The 23,219-nt window shown below is 56.7% G+C and carries 18 protein-coding genes and 1 tRNA gene; 5 read left to right on the forward strand and 14 right to left on the reverse strand.

Annotation, left to right across the window (positions count from 1 at the left end; translation table 11 throughout):
- Nucleotides 1-9: 9 nt before the first annotated feature.
- From aupA (FIV08_RS02285) to FIV08_RS02305, 5 genes are all read right to left on the reverse strand, one after another.
- The gene (gene aupA / locus FIV08_RS02285) at nucleotides 10-1,347 is read right to left on the reverse strand and encodes an alkane uptake protein AupA (RefSeq protein ID WP_152437221.1); all 1,338 of its coding nucleotides are present in this window, start codon (nucleotides 1,345-1,347) and stop codon (nucleotides 10-12) included.
- A gap of 360 nt (nucleotides 1,348-1,707) precedes the next feature.
- Entirely contained in the window at nucleotides 1,708-4,770 is a 3,063-nt protein-coding gene (locus FIV08_RS02290) for an Ig-like domain-containing protein (protein ID WP_152437222.1), read from the reverse strand.
- 10 nt (nucleotides 4,771-4,780) lie between these two features.
- On the reverse strand, nucleotides 4,781-6,118 hold the full coding sequence (gene aupA / locus FIV08_RS02295; RefSeq protein ID WP_152437223.1) for an alkane uptake protein AupA: 1,338 nt from the start codon (nucleotides 6,116-6,118) through the stop codon (nucleotides 4,781-4,783).
- A 375-nt stretch (nucleotides 6,119-6,493) separates the two neighbouring features.
- Entirely contained in the window at nucleotides 6,494-7,012 is a 519-nt protein-coding gene (locus FIV08_RS19795; protein WP_228715479.1) for a PEP-CTERM sorting domain-containing protein, read from the reverse strand.
- Between the two features lie 236 nt (nucleotides 7,013-7,248).
- Nucleotides 7,249-8,922 (reverse strand): LuxR C-terminal-related transcriptional regulator, encoded by a 1,674-nt coding sequence (locus FIV08_RS02305; RefSeq protein WP_172972238.1) that lies wholly within the window; start codon nucleotides 8,920-8,922, stop codon nucleotides 7,249-7,251.
- Between the two features lie 132 nt (nucleotides 8,923-9,054).
- On the opposite strand from FIV08_RS02305, the gene FIV08_RS02310 reads away from it, so the two are divergent.
- Both FIV08_RS02310 and FIV08_RS02315 read left to right on the forward strand, forming a co-directional pair.
- A complete protein-coding gene (locus FIV08_RS02310) occupies nucleotides 9,055-9,822 on the forward strand; it encodes a class I SAM-dependent methyltransferase (RefSeq protein WP_172972239.1) in 768 nt (255 codons plus the stop codon).
- Complete coding sequence (locus FIV08_RS02315; RefSeq protein WP_152437226.1) at nucleotides 9,823-11,502, forward strand: hypothetical protein; 1,680 nt, start codon at nucleotides 9,823-9,825, stop codon at nucleotides 11,500-11,502. It abuts the gene before it with no gap.
- Here FIV08_RS02315 and FIV08_RS02320 read toward each other — a convergent pair whose 3' ends face one another.
- From FIV08_RS02320 to rpsU, 7 genes are all read right to left on the reverse strand, one after another.
- The gene (locus FIV08_RS02320) at nucleotides 11,503-12,969 is read right to left on the reverse strand and encodes a hypothetical protein (protein ID WP_152437227.1); all 1,467 of its coding nucleotides are present in this window, start codon (nucleotides 12,967-12,969) and stop codon (nucleotides 11,503-11,505) included.
- A gap of 273 nt (nucleotides 12,970-13,242) precedes the next feature.
- Nucleotides 13,243-13,578, reverse strand: coding sequence for a hypothetical protein (locus FIV08_RS02325; protein WP_152437228.1), 336 nt, complete (start codon nucleotides 13,576-13,578; stop codon nucleotides 13,243-13,245).
- Between the two features lie 58 nt (nucleotides 13,579-13,636).
- Nucleotides 13,637-14,194: a DUF6036 family nucleotidyltransferase gene (locus tag FIV08_RS02330; RefSeq protein WP_152437229.1), complete on the reverse strand. Its 558-nt coding sequence runs from the start codon at nucleotides 14,192-14,194 to the stop codon at nucleotides 13,637-13,639.
- 167 nt (nucleotides 14,195-14,361) lie between these two features.
- A tRNA-Ile gene (locus tag FIV08_RS02335) sits at nucleotides 14,362-14,438 on the reverse strand.
- A gap of 60 nt (nucleotides 14,439-14,498) precedes the next feature.
- Nucleotides 14,499-16,346, reverse strand: a complete 1,848-nt coding sequence (gene rpoD, locus FIV08_RS02340) for an RNA polymerase sigma factor RpoD (RefSeq protein ID WP_152437230.1) — start codon at nucleotides 16,344-16,346, stop codon at nucleotides 14,499-14,501.
- A 150-nt stretch (nucleotides 16,347-16,496) separates the two neighbouring features.
- Nucleotides 16,497-18,233, reverse strand: a complete 1,737-nt coding sequence (gene dnaG, locus FIV08_RS02345) for a DNA primase (RefSeq protein WP_152437231.1) — start codon at nucleotides 18,231-18,233, stop codon at nucleotides 16,497-16,499.
- A 153-nt stretch (nucleotides 18,234-18,386) separates the two neighbouring features.
- Nucleotides 18,387-18,602 (reverse strand): 30S ribosomal protein S21, encoded by a 216-nt coding sequence (rpsU, locus tag FIV08_RS02350; RefSeq protein WP_007153483.1) that lies wholly within the window; start codon nucleotides 18,600-18,602, stop codon nucleotides 18,387-18,389.
- Nucleotides 18,603-18,836: 234 nt separating this feature from the next.
- On the opposite strand from rpsU, the gene tsaD reads away from it, so the two are divergent.
- Nucleotides 18,837-19,892, forward strand: coding sequence for a tRNA (adenosine(37)-N6)-threonylcarbamoyltransferase complex transferase subunit TsaD (gene tsaD / locus FIV08_RS02355; protein ID WP_152437232.1), 1,056 nt, complete (start codon nucleotides 18,837-18,839; stop codon nucleotides 19,890-19,892).
- A 12-nt stretch (nucleotides 19,893-19,904) separates the two neighbouring features.
- Here tsaD and plsY read toward each other — a convergent pair whose 3' ends face one another.
- Entirely contained in the window at nucleotides 19,905-20,498 is a 594-nt protein-coding gene (gene plsY, locus FIV08_RS02360; RefSeq protein WP_152439574.1) for a glycerol-3-phosphate 1-O-acyltransferase PlsY, read from the reverse strand.
- A 145-nt stretch (nucleotides 20,499-20,643) separates the two neighbouring features.
- Here plsY and folB point away from each other — a divergent pair, with 145 nt between their 5' ends.
- Nucleotides 20,644-21,015: a dihydroneopterin aldolase gene (folB, locus tag FIV08_RS02365; RefSeq protein ID WP_152437233.1), complete on the forward strand. Its 372-nt coding sequence runs from the start codon at nucleotides 20,644-20,646 to the stop codon at nucleotides 21,013-21,015.
- Nucleotides 21,012-21,527, forward strand: coding sequence for a 2-amino-4-hydroxy-6-hydroxymethyldihydropteridine diphosphokinase (folK, locus tag FIV08_RS02370; protein ID WP_152437234.1), 516 nt, complete (start codon nucleotides 21,012-21,014; stop codon nucleotides 21,525-21,527). The genes folB and folK overlap by 4 nt, the downstream gene beginning before the upstream one ends.
- Here folK and pgi read toward each other — a convergent pair.
- Nucleotides 21,510-23,171, reverse strand: coding sequence for a glucose-6-phosphate isomerase (pgi, locus tag FIV08_RS02375; protein ID WP_152437235.1), 1,662 nt, complete (start codon nucleotides 23,169-23,171; stop codon nucleotides 21,510-21,512). The genes folK and pgi overlap by 18 nt on opposite strands.
- Nucleotides 23,172-23,219 lie beyond the last annotated feature (48 nt).

Below are 23,219 nucleotides of genomic sequence, written 5' to 3' on the forward strand. Positions count from 1 at the left end.
TTCCTCTCCTCAGAACTTCAGGGTGATGGAGCCGCTGACGACGTGGACGTCACCGTCTGCTGTCACATCGGTTTCATTGCCGTCAAAGTCGACCAGCGTGAAATCGCGCTTCTGCAGTTGCTGGTACTGATAGCCCAGGTCCAGTCGCACCGGGTAAGCCAATAGGCGGGTTCGGTTATAGGTGGCACTGATGCCAAGGCCAACAATGATTTTGTCGGTGTCCAGGTAGTTGAGTTCGGGATTACGCGTCGTTTTCAGCGGTGATTCTTCATAGGCAACGCCACCTCGCACCGCGAAGTTCTCGTTCAACTGATATTCGCCGCCGAGGCGGGGAATGAGGATGTCGTCAAACCGGATACGGTTGCCCGGAGCAACAGAGCCCTGGTCCTTGATCGTGTCGCTGGCGAAAATATCTTCAAGCTCCGACCAGTTCTGCTGCTCGATACTGCCGCCCACTCGCCAGCCGTCGCCGACATACTGTGTGCCAATAGCGAAGGTTTCAGGCTGGAAGGAGTCGATGGTAGTCACCGCGAGGCTCAGGCCCGGGTCTGGAATGGTCTGGGTGACGATGATGTTGGAGTCCACGGTGGTGGAGGCCGAAGACTTGGTACGATAGGTGAACGCGGTCTCCCAGCCATCCAGGAAACAGTTGTTGTCTGGGCAGAAGGTGCTGCCCAGATCGACTCGGGTACCCAGAATGGTTTTCATGGAAGGCTCGGCGCTGACGGCCAGGCGTTCACGGCTGGTTTCGCCGCCCAGGGTAGAAACCGCATCCAGGTTGGCGGTAGCTTCCAGAGTGATTCTGACCGAGGCGCCGACGGAAATACCGCGCCAAATCGGAGTGGCACCGCCGATATTGAGGAACAGAGGTTCACGGCCATACTGAAGGTACTGACCGGTTTCGCTGGTCTCGGATCCGAAGGCCAGCATTTCCTTGCCGTATTTCTCCACGCCGGCCACGAAACCCAGGTAGATCGGGTGCTTGAAGCGGGTCAGCGAGCCCAGGTTGGTTTTCATGCCGATCAACACGTGTTGGCTTGGAGAACTTGATAGCACGTCGCCATCGGCATTGGGGTTCTTCGAACGCAACTCCTGCTCTGCATGGAGAATGCCGGCGGTCAACTCGCCGCGCTGGTCACTGGTCAGTGACGCAGGATTGTAGTAGGTCGCGGACACCTGATCATTAAACATGGAGAGCGATTGAGCAGTGCCTACGTCAATGGGCATTACGCCATAGCTGGTACCCAGGTTTCCCATACTGGCGTGAGCATTGAAAGAAAGGCCGGCAGTTGTTGTGACAATGGCCACGGACAGTGCCCGCAGGGCAAAGCGGTGAGAACCTATCATGTGTAAAGCTCCTGTTATTTTTGTCATTCAGGTGTTCATGAGCCGGCAATTATCCTGGCCGTTTTTTCGTATTTACACCTCTATACTGGATATTAGCCCGCTTGTCTTTTTGGGACGTTGGCCCGGATGACGCAAATTTGCGTCGAATTGAACACAGAATTTCCCACTTACATGGTTAGACAAAAGCAGGGAGCTGTGTAGATCAATTCGGGTCAGGTTTGTTGGGGATTTGTGAGTAAATGTTTCTATGTGGTCTGCGCTCGACATCAGCACGCATGAACGCTCGGTACTGACGCTATGGCCTGGGAAGGGTGGGCGAGTACTGAAAAAGAAAAGGCCGGCGAGTGCCGGCCTTGCGTTTTACTGTTGAGTAGATGGCGATATGTAGTTCAGGTAAAGCTGCTGTTCGGGTATTGTCAGCGCCAGCGAGGTGCGGGGGCCTAAGCCGAGGATGTTGCCCAAACCGCCCAGGGTGTTCCCGTCAATCACGATATTCGGCAGGTCAACAGTTGCGGTGTTTCTCTGCACAATCTGCATGCGCCCATCGTCCAGAAAGGTGACGGGCCCCGAGAGCTTGAGGTTGTTAATCGGAAAGCTCCGCATGTTGTGGTCGAGTTCCGTCAGGGGGATTTCCGGCTTCAGGTAAGGCGCATCCATATAGAGGTCCAGCTCGGTTTCGAACGTAAGCACTCCCTCAGCATTGGTAAGCAGATAGCCACTGATCAACTCGTTCCGTTGTTCCCCTTCATAACGCATGCGCATCAGCATCGGGCCGGTCTTTATGCTGTGATGTTTGCCGACGAGCCAGGCCACCAGATCGGAAATGCTCACATTCACATCAAGTTCTGAGGTGTAGAGCACTGAGGGGTAAAGCTTCACCGGTACTCTTCCCTGATCATCCGGTTGGCCGATGACGGCAACGTCCAACATCGCGGTCATGTAAATGAACTTCTCTTGTTCACAAGTCTGACCGACACGGCATCCGATATTCGCATTGTCGACCAGCGTGCTGTCCACACTTCCGGGCTTGTATCGAACCTGCCCCGAGTTCTCGATAGCGGCGTAGGTGCCAGACTCGCTTGGCTGAACCTTCTGTTCAGGATTGGTGATCTGAAAATCACTATTGATATCGGCCGTTGGGAGGTTCCGCAGAGGGGTCAGAACGCCCGGATTCTCTGGGCCGCCCACGAAGTAATTCTCCATAGCCGGGCCGCCGAAGGTCCGAACCGGGGTGCGAATGGATTGGCTCAGTACCTGGGTCTGGAGTGGAAGATTGGCGACCGATCGGATGCCATCTTGACCAGACTCGAGGCGATACCGGTAGTGTGTGCCGGATTGCCAGCCGTCATTTGGAATTATTTTGAGTTCCTGTGGGCTGGTCTCAACGACAAAGTCAGTGAAAGCTTGCCAAGTGCCGTCTTTGAACTCGTCCATTCGCACCGTATCGTCAGCGATGATCGAGTCGCTCTTCATGATCTGCGAGAAACGCACGATGATCGGTTGCTGGCCAGGATGCGTGTGAATTGGCAGCAAATCATCTGTGCTTTTGCCGCCAGCACACCGGCCCTGGTTGCCGGCCTCCGGATTCGCCGGAACGTTAACCTTGGCGCATGGGTAACCGGGCAACGAGGTTAAAACCACGGGTGATTGGTTGCTCGGGTTGTCCTGATTGGTACGCGGACGAGTAAACATCTTTTCAGTGGGCGTCAGGGCGTTGCCCGCAATATCGGTGATGCTGCCGGAAAGTGACAACCGGTACTCCCTGCCTCCCTCAAGAGGAGAATGCGGTGCCACTGACAGTGCCGATCCGTTGAGTGTCAGCGAAGCCGGCGTTGGCTCGTTCGGATTGTCCACCGAATACAGAGTAACGGAGCTGCTTGTTACCGTGCTCGGGAGCAAAGGCTCAGAAAAGAACACCGTAAGAGGGTCGCCCGGAAGCAGTTTGTCCACGTCGGCAGCCGCAGGTGACCAACTCTTAACAAACGGAGCCTCCTGGTCCGCGAACTGTTCCTGTGTTGGAGCATCTGCCTCAAAGCGGAAGCCCTCCAGCCGGAACGAGATCAACCCTGAGGCCTTGTCCACTCCCATGACGTCGGGTTCGATAACGCCGACCGCTTCAATGGTCAAAGTGCCGTTTTCCACGATGGCGGTGCCCACCAGTTGAACGTGCAGCATTTGTTGGGCGAATGCGGCGTTGGCAGTCGGGTTTTCCGTGTTCAGGGCCATATCGATGAACAGTTCGACAAGCCGGGGAGCATCCTCTGCGTTGGTGTAGGGATTTGGCATCAGGAACCCGTTTGCGTCCGAAATAAAGCGAACGCTCACGGCATCGGACTCAAAGCCGGCAGGAACAGCGCCGGCAACGTTGACCTCCACGCTTGAGCCCGTCATCAGTGAGCCCCGGCTTATCGCCAGGGGCACACTCTTGCCTTCCCTTTCGAACTTTGGAATGTAGCCCAGCTCAGCAAATACCACGCCGCTGGCAGTGGTAGGATTCTCCTCCCCCAGGAGTTGCGATTGCAGGTTCACGGTATTGAATTCTGCTCCGGAAAGGGCAACTTCTCCGGGATTGGTGGCCGCTTTCTGGGCGGCAAACTGACGTTCGCCGTTCGGCGAACGAGTGTCCAGCGGCTGGAATGTCCAGGGGGCTTCTGCCGGCACGGTCAGTTTGGCGCCAAGTATTTCACTTTCAATGCCGTCGGTCACTTCGATGGAATAGGTTTGCGAAGGGTCCAGGTAGTCGTCCGGGTCAATCGTCAACCGGTGGCCCCGGAGGTACACTTCAGCTGGCACCAGTTCACCGCTGCTATCGCGCAGGCTGAAAGTGTCGCCATAGATCAAGGTTGAGGCTTTCACCGGTTCGGTAAACTGAACCCGAAGCACCGACAGGTCGGTTGCAGGGTATCGGTGGTCATCAAGGGGGATAAATCGAGCAATTCGGAAGTCGATATCCTCAGCCTGGCTTAGCAGTGGCCCCTTGACTGCCGGTTCGGTCTTGAAGACGATGCCATCGCTTGTGAGTGTGACAGCCTGGCCCGCCACTTCCAGTCCGTCTGCGGTGAGTGTGTAGACCTGTCGCGGGGATAGCGGTTCAAGCGGTCTCACAGCCAGTCCTTTGTCGCCGGCGGTTAACGTCGCAGCTCCTAATGGAACGGCGTTGCCCTGGCTATCCTTCAGGGACAGGGTATTGGCAAGTTCGTCCTCGGGAGTGGTGATTCGATCAGTGAATCGCAGGAAAATGGGTGCTGACACGGGTACCGTACTGGTAAAAAGCTGTTGCCCGTTCGCCATAACCGGAGTGTCGGCCGGATAGGCGAAATACAGTTCCGGGGCTGCGGCTGGCTGGTTGACGGTCTGATTGTCGCCACCGCAACCCACCAAACCGAGACCTGCCACTGACAGTGCAAGAATTGTTTTTTTCATGGTGCGCCTCTCAGAACTTCAGGGTAACTGAGCCACTGACGACGTGGATGTCGCCGTCGGCCGTGACCGCTTCTTCGTTGCCGTTGAAGTCGACGATCGTAAAATCGCGCTTCTGTAATTGTTGGTACTGGTAGCCAATGTCGAATCGAACTGGGTAGGCGAGCAGCCGGGTACGATCGTACGTGGCACTGAGCCCCAGGCCCACCACTATCTTGTCTGTGTCCAGGTAGTTCACTTCCGGATTGCGATCCGATTTGAGTGGAGACTCCTCGAAAGCAATGCCTGCTTGAAACGCAAAGTTTTCGTTAAGGTTGTACTCACCACCCAGTCTCGGAACGAGGATGTCGTCAAACCTCATCCGGCTGGCGGCTGCAACACCCTGTTGATCTTTTACACTGTCGTTGGCGAATACGCTTTCAAGCTCTGACCACTTTTGCTGCTCAACGCTACCGCCGATTCGCCAACCATCGCCCCGGTATTGGGTGCCAATACTGAGCGTTTCCGGCTGGAAGGAATCAATGGTGGAAACCGCCAAGCTCAAACCCGGGGCTGGGATGGTCTGGCTGACGATCACGTTGGACGATATGGTGGTAGACGATGTCGATTTGGTGCGGTAGGAAATCGCCGTTTCCCATCCGTCCAGGAAACATGCCTGGTCTGGGCAGAAGGTATCTGCGTAATCGATATTAACGCTAAGAATGCTCTTCAACGACGGCTTGGCATTCACGCTGAGCTTCTCTTTCTCCGTATCGCCTGCCAGGTTGGAGGTGGCGATCAGTTCGGCCTCAGCTTCCAGTGTGATTCTGGCCGAAACCCCGGCGTCGATACCGCGCCAAATTCGCGTGGCACCGCCCAGATTAAGAAACAGAGGTTCTTTTCCGTACTGCAGAAACTGCCCCGTCTCGGATGTTTCAGACGAGAACGCGAGCATCTCTTTTCCATATTTTTCCACACCCGCTATGAAACCGAGGTAAAGCGGGTGCCCGAAACGGGTCAGTGAGCCCAGATTGGTTTTCATGCCAATCAAGACGTGCTGGCTTGGGGAGCTGGAAACCACGTCACCATCCCGGTTTGGGCCGCTGGCGCGCAGTTCCTGTTCGGCATGCAGCAGGCCGGCAGTGAGCTCACCCCGGGGGTCCTTGGTCAGATAGGCGGGGTTGTAATAGGTGGCAGACACTTGTGTATTAAACATCGACAGTGCCTGCGCTGAGGCAACATCAGTGGGCATCACGCCATAGGTGGTACCAAGGTTTCCCATGCTGGCACACACGGGTAACGACAGGGATAGACTGATCGCCGAAACAGAGGCGCAGAGAATCCGCTTACCTGCGAAATCAAAGCCGTGCATTGTAATACTCCGTTGTTTTTTTTAGTCGCTTGTCGGTCTTGTGACCGATTTATCATTATTCTGTGATCATAAGCTGGACGGCGCACTGGGTGGTGTGGCTTTGGTGACAGGTAAAGAGGCGTTTGAGGGTCAAGATTGATATAAGTCACTGTCTGGCATTGGGTTTGCGAGCCAGCCCGAGAAGTGCGGGAGGGATCAAGTTGTCCGTTTTGTGATGAGATTCACGTATTTTGGGGGCAGCCGTGTGTTGATGAGCGCGGTAATTTCGTTTGATGCGTAAAGAAACCTGACAGCTACTTCAATGGTGGGCCACGATCATAAAAACAAAGCCCCCCGATAGGAGGGCTCTGAAGAGACGGCAACGACTCTAGCTGCTTATGCAGTGCGTTGCAGTTTCCGGCGAACCGTCAGCAGCCCCAGGATGCCGAGACCAAGAAGGCCCAGCGTGCCCGGCTCGGGTACGGTAACGGTGCCGCCGTTGAACTCAGTCAGATGGCTGAGCTGAAGATCTTCTTTGTCCTTGAAGTAGTCCAGAAGCCGGAACACGCCCCAATCCATGTTGGGCTCGTTCTTGAACAGAACGTGTGTGCGGGCGTCTTTCAACAGAAAGTAGGACGGTGTGGTCAACAGTTTGAACGCGACGATACCCGAGTCTTCAACGGTGACCTGAAAGCTCGCGGGATCTGATTTTCCTGTAAACGTCAATGTGGTACCAACGATGCCTGATGCCCACGTTGCTTCCGTGGCGGGGTCCGACGGATTCATGTTTTCGATCTTTCCTAAGAATGAATCGATTCCTCCAACGTCTGTACCACCCGCGATGGTGTACGCAAAAGCGCTGCCACTGACACTGAAGGCCAGTAACGCACTGAATAACATAGTTTTGATTTTCATGATGACACACTCCTTGAGATCAGCACCTGTCGGTGACCAACGGCACCCTGTATCGATCTTTTCACTACCCATTCCTTAAGGGCGTGTAGTGTCGGGTTTCCATACGGATGTCATAGAGGGTCAAGCAATCGGCGGGCCAAGGTTTCAGGGCATTGATCGATATGGGATTTTTGTCTCGATTTATGCAAGGTGTGTAAAGTTACCTGACGTCTGATCGGGTGTGGCTGTAAAGGGACCTATCCGTGTTCTCGTGCGAGTCGGTTACCGGAGGCGTTTGCCATTGTCGCAAGGGCTTTGTAGAGCCGTTCGGTTTGCGAGACCGCCAATGTTAGCCCCTCGCCTTCAACCAGCTCGATGGTGAGGTCAGGGTTAATGCCCCGGAAAATACTCAGGTGAGGCACCGGGGTACTGGCATTGCAGTCGCCGTGAATAAGTGTCAGAGGGAGGTTCGGAGCGTCCAGCAAGTGCCCCCAATCCTGAATCATAATTCTGAGGTCCTCCAGATACCCGGCCCCGAGCTGATTGATATAAAACCCGTAGGCCGCGATCACCCCTTGTCTGAGGGAGTTTTTGCGAATTATATGCTCATCTGGCTCCACGCCCTCGAAAATCACTTTGGGCCACTGCTCCGGCCCGAGCTTCCTCATTCTCAGGATCAACAGCCGAACCATCAACCTGGCCAGCCAAGGCGCGTGGCGGGCGGCCTGGATGAAAATCGCCTGGTGAGCAGGCATGGCGTTAATCTGCTCCAGCTCCTTGAAAGGCGGAGCTGCGGAGACGGAAACAATGCCGTTTATCGCTATGCCTGGCTGTTTCAGCAGCGCAAGGGCGGGGATAAGGGCGACTTCATGGGACAGAATGGTTACCCGAGAGATCGACAGGGAGCCTAGCACGGCGAGTATATCGTGGCACTGGCTTTCCAGTGGGTCTTCGGATTTGTCCGAGGGTTCGGTCCTGCCATAACCGGCGCGTTCGACGGCAATGACATCCAGCCCAAATTGCGAAGCCAGTCGCCGTTCGTCCGGAAAGTCCCCGGCACCGAAGGAGGGGCCATGGAGGAATAGCGCTGGTTGCCCGCCGGGGCGGCCAAACCGGCGCCAGCCAATTCGCCGGTGATCACGGGCCACCTCATGAATACTCATGGGATAATCGTCGTAATGGGCAGACAGCAAATCCCCTTTCGCTTTCACGGTATCCATGGCGGTCGCTGCAGAGGCGGCCATGGTGGCTGCCTGCACCTGACTTTTAGCGCCCAGCTTCTGTAACAGGCTCTTGATTTGCTGCCGGACGGTAGCCACCGAACTGCCTCGCTCTTCAGCGATCTCTTCCGACGAGCAGCCCCGTGATAGTAGCGCGAGGATATGGCGTTCACTGGCAGACAGGCCGAACACATCTGCGAACGCCAGATCAATGGATTCCGGCCAGTGTTGCTGCAAGGCATTCAGCACGAAGGTTTTCAGTTTCTGCTGGTACATGCCCACGAGAATCAGGGGCAGGGTATGTTCGTCACTGCCTTTTCGGTAGGCCTTCAACAACGTGGGGCCCTGGGTGGAGGCGAGGCGTTCCTTGAACTGATGAAATGCCTCCGGGCTGATGCCCAGAGTGACCAAGCCATCACCGGATTGCATATCAAACAGCTGGGCCGCGCCCACGTTCAGAGCAACAACCTGGCCAGACTCATTGAGAGCCAGGGCGGGGGCTGTGTGGTCGTTAACCAGTCTGTATAGCGGGTCGTGGCCCGTTGCACGCTCTTCCAGGTCGTGCAGCGCCGTAGACAGTTCCAGGGCAAGATCAGTCGGCAGAATGGCCTGTGAGCTAAGATCCGGTGCCAGAGCGACGATCAGGTCGGCAAATTCCGCTTGCCTGGCGGCAACGGCCGAGATGAGTTCCTTGAGGTTGGTGTCTGACATCGGGCTCCACCGGATATATCCCATCAGTTAAACGAAATCAGGGAATTTCCGGATCACTTTATACCATGTGGTAGATGCCGCTTGGTGGCAGGCCCATTAATGTTAGCTCAAAACGCTGGGAGATACGGACAGGTGCTTGCAGATTACGCTGAAATTTTCCGGCACCGGGGTGGCAGTTACCATAAGGCCATGCTCACTGTGCCTCATGCGAGGGAGCTTGAGTTTAAACGGGCTTTAGAGCCCCTTATAGCAGACCTTGCAGCCCGTCCCGCCTTCCGGATAGCTGATGCGCCGTCTGGCGGGGAGTACCTGCGGAGTTTTCTGCCCGCAACGGTGGAGTACCATAGCTTCGACCCCAGTTCTGGCTTTAATACCGGCCCGGCTGAAGGTGGCGATCTGGCTGACTTGCCTTTCCCGGACCTATCGATTGATGCGTTTATAAGCCTGGCGGGGCTCCATCACTGTCTGGATAAGCGCCCTTTTCTGAATGCGTGTCACCGCACACTGGTACCCCATGGTTTGCTGTCTGTGCTGGATGTCCGGTCAGGGTCTCCTGAAGCCCGGTTTCTCGACGAGTTTGTAGGTGAATACAACGGCATGGGGCATAAAGGCGATTATCTCGGGCCTGAGTTCGTTTTACAGCTCGAACCATCAGAATGGGATGTCCTGTCAGCGGGTATGGTGGATTGCCACTGGCAATTCGCCAGTAAGATCGAACTGTGCGAATTCTGCCGTGGCTTGTTTCGTCTGCAGGGCGTTTCAGACAGCCTGATCCTTGAGGCCGTCAGAAGTTACCTGGGCATCAAACCGAGTATTGATTCGCAAGAATCTGTGCAAATGCCATGGCGCCTTTACCGAGTGGTGGCTCGCAAATGCGTCCCCAACCCGCAGGAGCACTGAATGCTGCAGAGACCCGATTGGGATATGCAGCCACCGGTTACGCGCTATTACGGTGGTTCAGATGTGACCCGTCAGCCTGGCTTCTGCGTGAACATCCGCCCGCCTTCGAATGCTTCGGAGCCGGTCTCACGGGCTTTTGTCACTTTGCTCGAACGCGCCTTTCCGGAACCCGGCTTTGGCCGATTACCGAAGCCTTCAGGGCACCCCGTCGGGCCTGAGACCTGGTTGGAATGGCTTGGGTACTGGCACCATCGAATCGTGCGGTTCGCCGGGTTGCCGGTATTCGAGGCGCCGAAGGCTTTGCCTTCGCCGGATATGCCCAATTACTACCTGGTGTACTTCCCCTCATACGAGGGTACGGAGAACGCCAGTTTATCGCTTTTGAAGTGGCTGTTGACGGTGTCCATGGCCCCCCAAACCGACACCCTTGTTCGTGAGGCAATATCCAGCCTTGAAACCGTCATGAAGCCCCTGGCTGACTGTGCCCCGACCTCGGCCAACATCTCGAGGTTTCTCTTCGCCGCTTTCGAGGCGCGTTTGCCAGTGGTTAGTCTGGGGCATCACATGTTTCAGATCGGCATTGGTGCATCCGGTGTGTGGTTCGACAGCTCGTTTACCTCCTCAACCCCGGTGATGTCGGCCAATCTGGTGAGAAACAAAGCGGCCACCAGCGACTTCCTTGCCAAGGCGGGCATTCCGGTGCCCAGGCAGGCACTGATCATGGAGGAGGTGCAGCTGAAGCCTGTCGCCGAGGCACTGGGCTTTCCCTTGGTGTGCAAGCCGGCCGATCTGGACGGTGGTAAGGGCGTTCATCTGTACCTGGAAGACCTGCCTTCGCTGGCGGAGGCCTTCCGGCAGTGCCGGGAACTAACCGATCAGGTTCTTGTTCAGCCTCAGGTGCAGGGTCGGGATTATCGATTAACCGTGCATCGCGGAGAATGTGTATGGGCGATAGAGCGAGTGCCCGCCAGTGTGATTGGTAATGGAAAAGACACTGTTTCGAGATTAATAGAGCGTGAAAACGCCCGGCCGGAGCGTTCCGGCACCGGCCTCAGCCCGCTCAAGCCTTTGCCTGGTGCGGAATCCGCGAAAGACTTGCTCAACGCTCAGAACCTCAAGCCAACCAGTGTGCCGGCAACAGGCCAGGTTGTTGTGCTGTCGCATTTACCGAATGTCGCCGCCGGTGGCCAGCCGGTTCCGGTCTACGCCGACATTCACCCGGACAACGCCGAGCTAGCAGCCAAAGTAGCGCGATTGTGCCGCCTGGACTTGGCCGGCATTGATCTGATCATGCCGGACATCAGTCATTCATGGCGTGATATCGGCGCCTGGGTGATCGAAGTGAACGCGCAGCCGGATATTGGCCAGACCACCGCTGCCCACCTGTACGGCAAATTGCTCGGAAGGATGCTGCCGGAAAAGCCGGTTGAGATTCGCTACGTTGAAGGGCGGGAGCGTGATGCCTGGGGTAGGGGGGATAGAGTGAGCCACAAGGGGCTTTTTTGGGATGGGTTGAGCTGGCAGCCGTTGCCCGATAAAACGGCCGAACGGATTGCCTGGGCGCGACAGTGCCTTTTGGATGATCAATGCCAAGGTGTATGGCTGGATGAGGTGAGTTGGAAATGGTTCAGGCAAGCCGCCACGGACTTGAGAATCCAATGGCGGCCGCAAGAAGACTAGTTAAATCACCACGGATGGATCATAGGAAATTGGCCCGAGCCCCGGAAGAGGAATGAACCTGGTTGGGCCATTTTCGCCATCGCGACAGACGTTATCTTCACTTGCTGTCGATATTGCCACAGCTGGATCGCGGTTGGTTTGAGTATTGTTCTCATCCACATACACGCGAGTCGTTTCCTGCGAGTTGCCATCTAAAAGGAAACTGATGCCCGCGACCATTGGTGCGCTGGGTGTAGAGGAATAGCCAATCGTGGCACTTGTTGGGCAATCCAGCCGCGCTTGGTCTGATCTGCCTCTCAAGAAGCTGGCTTCGTCTCCAACAAACTCAAAGTCCGCGGTAATGAACTTATCATTGCCACCGTTTGACAGGGTTTCGATAAAGACCGTTTCGGCGTCCTCATCACTACCGAATACGATAGAGCTAGCTTCGGCATTTTCATCACCGCGGTAGGGTGATTCGACGTACAACTTGTAGATATCGTCTGGCGTGTTGTTACCCAACTCAGTTGGGGCCACAAAAACAGACGCAAAGTTGTTGAACTGCACCTGCGATGCTGTGCCACCATTGGGTGTGGTGGTGATGCTCAGGTTCGCTGCATCGAAGGCATACATGCCTTTGAAGTCGTTATCGGCTAAACGCTGCTGGAACAGGCGTGATCTGAACGGCTGAGCGTATTCAAAATTGCTCAGTGCGTTTTGTTGGGCCTGGGAGAACTCGCCAAAGACATGGGTTTCGGTAAAGCCAAAAGCCAAGCTGTAGGTGGTGTTACCCTTGGTCACAACAACCGGCTCTCTGGCTTCAAGGCCAGACGTGCCGAAGTTAAAGTGGAAGTTATCCATGATAATACGGCTGTTACCCATATCCCCGTTGCTGCTCTCTCCAACCCATTCCCGTATAAGTGCGACCTGGCCATTAATCGTGGCGACGACGGTGCTTGAATCGGCCGGGTCGACGAGTTCACAATCATTGAAGATCAGAAGGGCGACTTCTCTGAAGAGCGCTGCCGTACCGACGCCATCCGGGTATGCCCCAAGCTCTTCTTCGTTATTCGCAGTATCTTTGGAAGACACTTGAAAGGAATTGGCGGGTGTTCCGACGGCTGGGTCAGGCTGTGTTGCTAGAGCGCCAAAGGTGCCTACGCCACACTGATAGTTGGTGAAGGCATCTTTTGTATCAATCCAAAACGAAAGCCTGTCTGTGCTCGACGCAGTGCCGCCTTCAATGAGCTGCTGGCGTAAGAGGTTATACAGCTCGGCCGGAAACGCCTTCTCAGGCAACTCCTTCATCTCATCCAGCGCCGTCGCCGGATTCTGACTGAACGCAAACGCTGCCGGGAAAGTCGGCTCATCCGGCGTCATATCCTCTTCCACCTGCTGATTCCCAGAGGAACTGGAACCACCACAACCCGCCAGCGCCAGTGAGGTGGTTAAAACTGCTAAACCCAGAAGATTCTTCTTTGTGTTCATGGTCGACATCCATTCTGATCACGGAATTAAGTGCCCGAACAGAGTAGGAGAGCGACACAAACGGAGCATCTACCATCTGGTATAAAAGTTGGGTTCTACTGGGAAAAAATCGAAAAGTATTTGAAACGATGGAGTTCGCTTTAGGAGAGGGAAGAAAGCTGCAAGTAGTGTTGGGCCCACCTGGACTCGAACCAGGGACCAAAATTCATGTGTGGCCGTTTCTACGTATCCGACGCCCCCTTAGTCCAGGGCCCTTCGGACTAAGTGGTATCTTCAGGCAGCGGTTTTATCGAGACCGCGCTTATAGTGCCGGGTTTGGAAGGGGAGTAAGGCTTTCATAAACGGCCTGAGATCGTGATCGAGCCCCCAGGATCGGGCCAGCCCGTCGACACGCTCCCGTGACAAACGCTCAGGAAGGTTCGCCTTCGCATCAGAGGCGACGGTTTGCAGTTCTTTCTTCTGCTCGGCACTCAGGCAGTTGAACCTGGATAAACGGTCAACCAGATAGCCGGCCAGGCGTCGCTCTTCTAGGGGCAACCCTGAAAGCGTCGGGACATAGCCCTGATGCCAGACTTCAAGGGCTGCTTTTACAACCTCTTGGTCTGTCACACGGTCGAGTCCTTTGTGTGCGACGTTAAGTAAGGAATTCATGAAATATCCGCGTTGATCACTTTGTATACGTTTTTATAACGTGGGTGATATTCCCTGTCAATCTGTCGAGGTTGCCGGGAAAGTACTTACGGGCCTCCTCGGCACGGTTTTTGAACTCCTCGATGGAGAGTCCATGGTCAAACAGCGTGTGTATATCATCGATGTCCTGGTCTCCATAGCGCCCGAGTTTCGAAACAGCCAGGTCCACTTTTTGAACCAGGTAGACCCAGATCGGTGAGTCTTCCTCGTTCCGGTTAAGCCAAATGGCGTCTTCCTGGTAATCCTCATGCAACGGTGCGAGGGTCGGAGTGAAATTCGGATCGAATACGATAGATGAGGGGCCGGTTTCCGGATCATCAAAAAAGACTTCATCCAGCGCAAGGACCAGCTCATTTGGAGAAATCCTCTCCATAGCTTCGAGTTCAATATCCAGATCACTGCTACCACGCGCGTTAGTATGGAGGTGGAGAGCACACCCGCCGAAAATATACGCCTTACAGCTACCAGGCTTTGCTCCTCGATCTTCCAGGAAGTCAGCCAGGTTATCGAACATTTCGAAAATGGCTTTCGCCATTGGTGTGTCCCTGTATATTTCGGTCATGGATACCCCCGTATATCAGCCCGGAAGCATAACAGAACCTCAGAGTCGTATCGTCCAGGTTAGCAGTAAAAAAGCGCCGTTGACGTTTGGTTGACACCTAGCGAGGAGAGGGGGGGGAAGTGATGTAAGTGCTTGAAATATGGTGGGCCCAGCTGGACTCGAACCAGCGACCAAGGGATTATGAGTCCCCTGCTCTAACCAACTGAGCTATAGGCCCTAAAAGGAAAGCGGGCGCCATTATACCCACGAGGGGTGGCGCCCGCTACTGTCTTGCGGATTAACCGTTGCCCTGGTCGTCAATAAAGCCGCGCAGGTGATCGGAGCGGGAAGGGTGGCGCAGTTTGCGCAGGGCCTTGGCTTCGATCTGACGGATACGCTCCCGAGTTACGTCGAACTGTTTGCCGACTTCTTCCAGGGTGTGGTCGGTGTTCATTTCAATACCGAAACGCATGCGCAGTACTTTCGATTCGCGAGCGGTCAGGCCGGCCAGCACCGAGCGGGTCGCCTCGCGCAGGCCTTCGGCAGTGGCGGAATCCACCGGCGACAGGGCCTGGATATCTTCGATGAAATCGCCCAGATGGCTGTCTTCATCGTCGCCAATCGGGGTTTCCATGGAGATCGGCTCTTTGGCGATCTTCAGTACCTTGCGGATCTTGTCTTCCGGCATGTCCATGCGCTCGCCCAGCTCTTCAGGCGTGGGCTCGCGGCCCATTTCCTGCAGCATCTGGCGGGAGATACGGTTGAGCTTATTGATGGTCTCAATCATATGCACCGGAATCCGGATGGTGCGGGCCTGGTCCGCGATGGAGCGGGTAATGGCCTGGCGAATCCACCAGGTGGCGTAGGTGGAGAACTTGTAGCCACGGCGGTATTCGAACTTATCCACGGCCTTCATCAGGCCGATGTTGCCTTCCTGAATCAGGTCCAGGAACTGCAGGCCACGGTTGGTATATTTCTTGGCGATGGAAATCACCAGTCGCAGGTTGGCCTCGACCATTTCTTTCTTGGCGCGGCGGGCCTTGGCTTCGCCGATGGACACCCGACGGTTGATTTCCTTGATATCGACTACGTCCAGATCCACTTCGGTCTGTACGTTCTGGATGCGCTTCTGCAGGCGCACGATCTCGTCGATGCGCTCACCAATGGCGGCGGCGTATGGCTTCTTGGTGGCCGCGATTTCTTTCGCCCATTCCAGGTCGGTCTCGTTGCCCGGGAACCATTTGATGAAATCTTTGCGCGGCATTTTGCAGTCGCGTACACAGATCTGCATGATGGCCCGTTCGTTCTCCCGCACCAGATCGTTGGTGGAGCGAACCACGTTTACCAGCTCGTCGAACGCCTTGTTGCCCAGCTTGAAGGGGGCAAATACCTGGCCCAATTCGTTCAGCGCTTCCTGGGTTTTCTTGTGGCTGCGGCCGTGCTTGGCCAGCGCCTTGTCGGCGGCATCCAGTTTTTCTTTCAGCAACTCAAAACGCAGGCGGGTTTCTTCCGGGTCCGGACCGTTATCGGTTTCTTCCTCGGTTGAAGTGTCGTCGTCATCATCGCTGCTGTCGTTATCGTCAGCAGAGGTGTCTTCACTGGTGTCTTCGCCCATGAACGGCTCGGCGTCGTCTGGGTCCAGGAAGCCGGTAACGATGTCGCTGATGCGGCCTTCGTTCTCGATGATGCGATCGTAAGCCTGAATCACGGTGCCGGCGGTGCCGGGGAAGTGGGCTACGGCGGCCATGACGTCGCGAATGCCTTCCTCAATGCGCTTGGCGATCACGATTTCGCCTTCACGGGTCAGCAGTTCAACGGTGCCCATTTCACGCATGTACATGCGTACCGGGTCGGTGGTGCGGCCGGCATCGGTTTCTACGGCGGCGAGAGCGGCGGCGGCTTCAGCAGCGGCGGCTTCGTCGGCGGTGGAGTCGCCTTCGGTCATTAACAGGGTATCGGCGTCGGGTGTTTCTTCGCACACCTGGATACCCATGTCGTTGATCATCCGGATAATGTCTTCAACCTGATCCGGATCTGCGATATCTTCCGGTAGGTGGTCGTTTACCTCGGCGTAAGTCAGGTAACCTTGTTCCTTGCCTCGTGCGATGAGGTCTTTCAAACGTGATTTCTGCGAATTGCCTGACATAGACACCCTGTGAACTCGCTTTTAAAGAGGAAAAAAGTTAAACAGCCATTATAGCTGCCGCGTATCTGCTGTGCCACCGAATGGTTAGATGGTGATCAGTGGCGTCAGTTTCAAGTGGTCATGCCCCAGCAACGGGATTTAACGCAGGATTCAATCTGCGTTGCCCTTGCTGAGCGTTCTCAGCTCTTCCCGCTGTTCCGGAGTGAGCGTGGCCAGATTCCGGAGCAGGGTTGCCAGTCTTTGCTGGCGCGCGGCCTCTTCGTTCGGGCTCAGCAGTTCTCTGGCGGCTGCCAGTATGCTTTCCCGGGCCGGTATATGCTCCAGTCCATCAAACAGGTTGTAGAACCTGTCTCTGGCCTGTTTGTCCGTTGCCAGCCCCGCGACTAATGCTTTGCGGGTACTGATATTCTGTTCCATCAGCCAGCGGGCGAACCGCCCGGCCTGCTCCAGCTGGCGGTTGCTGTCAGCCAATGCTTTGACTTCCGCCGCCATTTCCGGTGCTTCCAGTAGTGCCAGGCAAAGCGTGCTGTCTTTGCTCAGCTTCACATCTATGCGTTCTTCTGTCGGCCGGCTCTGCCGCTCGCCGCGCCATCCGCGGGCCTTGAAGTCATTGCCTTTAGGCCGCTCCTGCCAGGGCTTCCGGCCGCCACACAGGCGCATCATTTCGTGCCACATGGCGTCCCGCAGTGTGCTGCGGGGCATCTTGTTCAGAAGCGGTTCTGCCCGGGCTCTCAGTTCGCCTCGGTGTTCCGGCAACTCCAGGTTCAAACCTTCGCTCTGCCGGTCGAACAGGTAACGTGACAGGGGCGTTGCCGCCTCAATCCGCTGTCTGAAGGCGTCTGCGCCTTCCTTCCGGATCAGTGTGTCCGGGTCTTCACCCTGTGGCAGCATCAGAAACTGCAGGTGCAGGCCGTCGGCCATCAGTTCCAGGGCGTTCTCCATGGCGCGGTCTGCAGCACGGAAACCGGCCTGGTCGCCATCAAAGCAGAACACAATGTGCCGGACTTGCCTTAGCAGGGCGGTCAGACTGTCCTGGTTGGTTGCGGTGCCCAGGGTTGCCACTGCATCGTGTATGCCGTTCTGGGCCAGCGCGATCACGTCCATATAGCCTTCAACCACCAGCAGTTTGTCCAGCTGGCGGATGGCTTGCCGGGCCTCATAAAGGCCGTAGATCTCCCGGCTTTTATGAAACACATCCGACTCCGGGGAGTTGATGTATTTGGCCTTGTCGTCTCCGAGGGTGCGGCCGCCAAAGGCCACCGTTTTGCCCCGGGTGTTCCGGATCGGAAACATCACCCGATTGCGGAACAGATCTCTTGTTCGGCCGTACTTGTCTGAAACTGTTTTGGTTTCCAGTAACGGCTCTTTCAGATCTTTCGGTGCGGCGTCAAAAAGCGCCGTTCCGGTGCCGGGCGCAAAGCCGATCTGGTACTGCTCGATGATGGCATCGTCCAGGCCGCGCTGTTTCAGGTAGTCCCGAGCGTAAGCGCCTTGCTGGCTGCCAAGGGCCGAGTGGTAGAAGCGGCTGGCGAAATCCAGGGCGTCGGTCAGGGTTCTGGCCTGTTGCATTTCCTGTCGCGCAGCGCGGTCATAAGGCACTTCCAGCCCGGCCCGTTTCGCCAGTTCTTCTACGGCTTCGGTAAAGCCCAGACCGTCGAATTCGCGGATAAAGCTGATGGCATCGCCATGAGCGCCGCATCCGAAGCAGTGGTAAAAGCCTTTGTCTGGACGAACGTTAAACGACGGTGTTTTTTCGTCGTGAAACGGACAACAGGCCTTGTAGTTGGCGCCAGCCTTTTTGAGGGTGATGCGGCTACCGATCAGCTCTGCCAGATCAATCCGATCAAGCAGGTCTTCAACAAATCGTTGAGGGATCAGTCCGCTCATGGTGGCTCCACTTCAGTCGGGGTGCCTGATACAAACCGGTATTCACCATAGCCAAAAATGCCGCCGAAGCCAGGCCTCGGCGGCATTTTCAGTTTGCCGGAGAAGGCGAAACGCCGTTCCGGCAATCAGTCTTGCTGTCGATGCGCGCTGAACTCAGTACAGACGCTCGAACTTACGCTGCTCACGCTGAAGCTTCTTGAGATGACGCTTAACGGCGGCAGCTGCTTTACGCTTACGAACAGCGGTCGGCTTCTCGTAGTGCTCACGACGACGTACTTCAGACAGTACACCGGCCTTCTCGCAGGAACGCTTGAAGCGACGCAGTGCTACATCAAACGGCTCATTCTCTTTCACTTTAACAGCTGGCATTCGAAAATCACCTACCTGATAGATTCGGTTTCAATTGGTTCCGCCGGCCTTGGCCACGCGGGCTCGATACCTGGTCAGATTGGCTAAAACTCGACCAGTGCATAATTTAGGGCGGCAATGATAGCCGTTGGATATGTTCAGGTCAATGACTGTTCAACGAAACTGCCGGAGCCTTTCGGGTTTCTGCTAAAATGCCGCCAGTTCCACATTCCCATTTCGGACGCGGCCCAGACTATGCTGATTCTTGGTATTGAAACCTCCTGTGACGAAACCGGCGTTGCCCTGTATGACACCGAGCAGGGCTTGCTGGCCCACGCGCTGTTCAGCCAGATTGCTATGCATGCGGATTATGGCGGGGTAGTGCCTGAGCTGGCGTCCCGCGACCATGTTCGCAAGCTCTTGCCGCTGTGTGATCAGGTATTGGCCAAGGCTGGCAGGGATCGTAACGATCTTGAAGGGATAGCCTATACCGCCGGCCCTGGCCTGGTCGGGGCGCTGATGGTGGGTGGGTCGGTGGCCCATGCCCTGGGGTTTGCCCTGGGTATTCCTGTGCTGGGGGTTCACCACATGGAGGGGCACCTGCTGGCGCCGATGCTGGAAGACAATCCGCCGGCGTTCCCTTTTGTTGCTCTGCTGGTGTCCGGTGGTCATACCCAGCTGGTTCGGGTAGATGGTATCGGTCAGTACGAGATGCTGGGTGAATCGGTGGATGATGCCGCCGGCGAAGCCTTTGATAAAACCGCCAAGATGCTCGGGCTGGATTACCCGGGAGGCCCCCGGGTAGCAGCCTTGGCGGAAAAGGGCCGCGAGGGGATCTACCGCTTCCCCCGGCCAATGACGGATCGTCCCGGGCTGGATTTCAGCTTCAGCGGCTTGAAAACGTTTACCCTGAACACGGTGAACGATGCGAAAGATAACGGTGCCTTCGATGAGCAGGTAAAAGCAGACATCGCCCTGGCATTTGAGGCGGCGGTAGTGGATACCCTGACTATCAAGTGCCGGAGGGCGTTGGAGCAAACCGGTTGCAAGCGCCTGGTTATTGCCGGTGGAGTAAGCGCCAACAAGCGTCTGCGGGCAGGGCTGGAAAAGATGACCGCGAAACTCAATGGCTCGGTGTTTTACGCCCGCCCGGAGTTCTGTACTGACAATGGCGCGATGATTGCGTATGCCGGTGCCCAGCGGCTCAAGAGCGGTCAAAGGGACGGTGAGCGCATTGTGTCTGTGCCGCGCTGGCCGATGAATACCTTGCCGCCGGTTAACGAGCCGCGGGCGAACGGCCTGGTTGATTAACCCGGCCGGGCTTCAGAGCCCGGTTTCTCGACCCTGGGCGAGGCGGATCAGGTTGTTGCGGTGGCGCACAACGATCAGCAGGGTCAGCAGCCCGAACAGTGGCAGGGTTTCCGGCTCAATCAGCGCGCTGATAACCGGCCCACTGGTAACCGCCACCAGGGAGGCCAGCGCTGAAATGCGCCAGCGCCACATGATCAGCAGCCAAAGCAGCGCCATAATACCGGTGGTCACCGGAGCCAACGCCAAACCGGCCCCGAGTGCTGTGGCCACGCCCTTGCCGCCTTTGAAACGATAGAACAGGGGGATCATGTGGCCGGTGACCGCGCACAGTGCCACCATGGCCTGAACCAGTATCGACATACCCGCAATGTGTGATAGCCACACTGGCAGCCAGCCTTTGAATGCATCCAGTACCAGTGTAGCCACCGCAGGTTGCCAGCCACCGGCCCGGTATACGTTGGTGGCACCGGGGTTGCCGGAGCCCAGGGCTCTTGGGTCAGGCAGGTGCCAGAGCCTGCATACCGGGATGGCAAACAGCACGGAGCCGGCCAGGTAGGCGCCGAAGCAGAGTGCGACAATCAGAACTGGGTTACTGGTCAGGTTCATGGCCATATCACGGGCGCGCAGACGGCGCCGGGTGTTCTGTGAGAAAATGCCCGCCCTGAAGCTCAGTACACAGGCAAACTCCCACACTATCGTTTGCCTGCATATTATTCAATCAGCCTTGAGTGGAACACACTGGGAGTCCGGTTTGGCAGAAGGTTTGGTAGACACAGTGCTCATCGAGGGCCTGGCAGTGGACACCGTGATCGGCGTTTACGATTGGGAGAGGGAAATCACCCAGCGGATACTGGTGGATCTGGAAATGGCCTGGGACAACCGTGCGCCCGGGGCCAGCGACAATGTCGCCGATGCACTGGATTACGCGGCCGTTAGTGAGCGGGTGAGTGAATGCCTGCAAACCCTGAAACCCCAGCTGCTGGAACGGGCAGCGGAGGAGATTGCTGCGCTGTTGCAGTCGGAATTTGGTGTTCGCTGGCTACGGCTGACCCTGAACAAGCCCGGGGCCGTGCCGGCTGCGCGCTCCGTGGGCGTCCGGATTGTGCGGGGAACGCGGGCATGAGCCGGGTTTACATCAGTGTTGGTACTAACATCGAGCGATACCGCCATGTCACTGTGGCACTGGACGCGCTGGCAGGGTGGTTTGGAGATTTGACCATCTCGCCGGTTTACGAGAGTGAATCCGTCGGTTTTGAAGGTTCCGATTTCCTCAATCTGGTGGTGGGAATCGACACCGGGCTTTCGGTGGGAGAGCTGTCCCGCCGGTTCAAGCAGTTGGAAGCCGACAACGGCCGAACCCGATCTGCGCCCAAATTCAGCCCTCGAACCCTGGACCTGGATATATTGACCTATGATGATTCTGTCGGGGTGGTCGACGGTGTCGAGCTGCCGAGGGCGGAGATTCTCAAGAACGCTTTCGTGTTGCGGCCGCTGGCAGACATTGCCGGGGCGGAAATGCATCCGGCCTGCCGGCAAACTTACCAGCAGCTCTGGCAGGACTACCAGCGTGACCAGAAGCTCTGGCCGGTCGACTTCAGCTGGCAGGGGCGCCAGATTTCACGGGCGGTTGGCTGACCTGAATAGCCGGATCATCTGGTCGGTGGCACTGTCGCCGGCGGTGCCTTCGAATTTATCCCCGAGCAGCCGGGGCAGGATCTGGTTGCCAATCTGCTTGCCCAGTTCCACGCCCCACTGATCAAAGCAATCGATATCCCAGATCACGCTTTGCACGAAGGTGCGGTGCTCATACAGCGCGATCACGGCCCCAAGGGTTGTCGGGGTAATCTTGTCCATCACCAGAATATTGCTGGGTTTATTGCCTGGGATTTCCTTGTGGGGTGCCAGAGCTTTTGCGTCAGCCGAGGCCAGGCCCGCCTGCAACAGTTCCTGTTCCGCCTCGGCCCGGGTTTTCCCGGCCATCATCGCGCTGGCCTGGCTCAGGCAGTTGGCAAACAGGGTAGCGTGGTGATGTTCCACCGGGTTGTGGGACTGTAAGGGGATGATGAAGTCAGCCGGAATCAGCCGTGTGCCCTGGTGAATCAGCTGGTGGTAAGCGTGCTGGCCATTGGCGCCAACGCCGCCCCACAGGATTGGCCCGGTTTCGTAATCCACCGCGTTGCCGTTCTGGGTTACCCGCTTACCATTACTTTCCATATCCAGCTGTTGCAAGTGCTCCGGCAGATGCTTGAGGTATTCGTCATACGGTAGAACGGCGTGGCTCTGTGCATCCCAGAAGTTGTTGTACCAGACGCTCAGCATGGCCATGATCACTGGCAGGTTGCTGGCTGCTGGCTGTTCACGGAAGTGGCAGTCCATCGCGTGAGCGCCCTCAAGCAGCGCCCGGAAGTGCTCCATGCCGATGATCAGGGCAATGGGCAGGCCGATGGCCGACCAGAGTGAGTAGCGGCCCCCTACCCAGTCCCACATGGGGAAGATGTTGTTGCGGTCGATGCCAAACCGGATGGCTTCGTCCACGTTGGCGGTCACCGCCAGGAAATGCCGGGCCACCGCTGGCTCACTGCCGCTCTTGTCGAGAAACCACTGGCGGGCCAACAGGCTGTTATCCAGGGTTTCCTGGGTGCGGAACGACTTCGACTGCACCAGGAATAAGGTGGTTTCCGGGTTCAGCGACCTCAAGGTTTCGGCGATGTCGGTGCCGTCGATGTTGGCGACAAAGTGGCAGTTCAGATGGCCGTGCCAGAAGGGTTTCAGGGCTTCCACCACCAGTTTCGGGCCGAGGAACGAGCCGCCGATACCGATGCTCACCACGTCGGTAAAGGGTTTGTTGGTATAACCGGTATGGCGGCCCTCGGTGATGGCGGACACCAGCTCTGCCATTCTGTCGAGTGTGGCGTGCACTTCCGGAATAATGTTTTTACCGTGTACCCGAACGTCCTGGCCGCGGGGTTGGCGCAATGCCGTGTGCAGGGCGGGGCGGTTTTCCGTTCGATTGACGATGCCGCCATCAAACAGCGCGTTTCGCTGCTGCTCCAGGCCACAGGCCTGGGCCAGGTCCATCAGCGCGTTGAAGGTGGCATCGGTAAGCCGATTGCGGGAGAAGTCCAGGGTCAGACCGGCGCCGCTCACCAGGTACCGCTGGGCTCGCTGCGGGTCGTCCCTGAACAGATCCCGTATCGGCGTTCCGGCCAGCTTATCCTTGAATTGGGCCAGAACCCGCCATTCCGGAAGGTGAGTCAGTGGTGCCGGTTTGTCGGGCATCAGAGGTTCCTTTCTGTTCGCCGCCGGACAGTCTTCAGGCGGTGGTTC

The sequence above is a fragment of the Marinobacter sp. THAF197a genome, from assembly GCF_009363275.1.
Classification (GTDB): Bacteria; Pseudomonadota; Gammaproteobacteria; order Pseudomonadales; family Oleiphilaceae; genus Marinobacter.

What these genes read in the sequence shown, in the direction of transcription:
- aupA (WP_152437221.1), bottom strand. Translation starts at nt 1,347, where the DNA reads ATGATAGGTTCTCACCGCTTTGCCCTGCGGGCACTGTCCGTGGCCATT.
- FIV08_RS02290 (WP_152437222.1), bottom strand. Translation starts at nt 4,770, where the DNA reads ATGAAAAAAACAATTCTTGCACTGTCAGTGGCAGGTCTCGGTTTGGTG.
- aupA (WP_152437223.1), bottom strand. Translation starts at nt 6,118, where the DNA reads ATGCACGGCTTTGATTTCGCAGGTAAGCGGATTCTCTGCGCCTCTGTT.
- FIV08_RS19795 (WP_228715479.1), bottom strand. Translation starts at nt 7,012, where the DNA reads ATGAAAATCAAAACTATGTTATTCAGTGCGTTACTGGCCTTCAGTGTC.
- FIV08_RS02305 (WP_172972238.1), bottom strand. Translation starts at nt 8,922, where the DNA reads ATGTCAGACACCAACCTCAAGGAACTCATCTCGGCCGTTGCCGCCAGG.
- FIV08_RS02315 (WP_152437226.1), top strand. Translation starts at nt 9,823, where the DNA reads ATGCTGCAGAGACCCGATTGGGATATGCAGCCACCGGTTACGCGCTAT.
- FIV08_RS02320 (WP_152437227.1), bottom strand. Translation starts at nt 12,969, where the DNA reads ATGAACACAAAGAAGAATCTTCTGGGTTTAGCAGTTTTAACCACCTCA.
- FIV08_RS02330 (WP_152437229.1), bottom strand. Translation starts at nt 14,194, where the DNA reads ATGGCGAAAGCCATTTTCGAAATGTTCGATAACCTGGCTGACTTCCTG.
- rpoD (WP_152437230.1), bottom strand. Translation starts at nt 16,346, where the DNA reads ATGTCAGGCAATTCGCAGAAATCACGTTTGAAAGACCTCATCGCACGA.
- dnaG (WP_152437231.1), bottom strand. Translation starts at nt 18,233, where the DNA reads ATGAGCGGACTGATCCCTCAACGATTTGTTGAAGACCTGCTTGATCGG.
- rpsU (WP_007153483.1), bottom strand. Translation starts at nt 18,602, where the DNA reads ATGCCAGCTGTTAAAGTGAAAGAGAATGAGCCGTTTGATGTAGCACTG.
- tsaD (WP_152437232.1), top strand. Translation starts at nt 18,837, where the DNA reads ATGCTGATTCTTGGTATTGAAACCTCCTGTGACGAAACCGGCGTTGCC.
- plsY (WP_152439574.1), bottom strand. Translation starts at nt 20,498, where the DNA reads ATGAACCTGACCAGTAACCCAGTTCTGATTGTCGCACTCTGCTTCGGC.
- folK (WP_152437234.1), top strand. Translation starts at nt 21,012, where the DNA reads ATGAGCCGGGTTTACATCAGTGTTGGTACTAACATCGAGCGATACCGC.
- pgi (WP_152437235.1), bottom strand. Translation starts at nt 23,171, where the DNA reads ATGCCCGACAAACCGGCACCACTGACTCACCTTCCGGAATGGCGGGTT.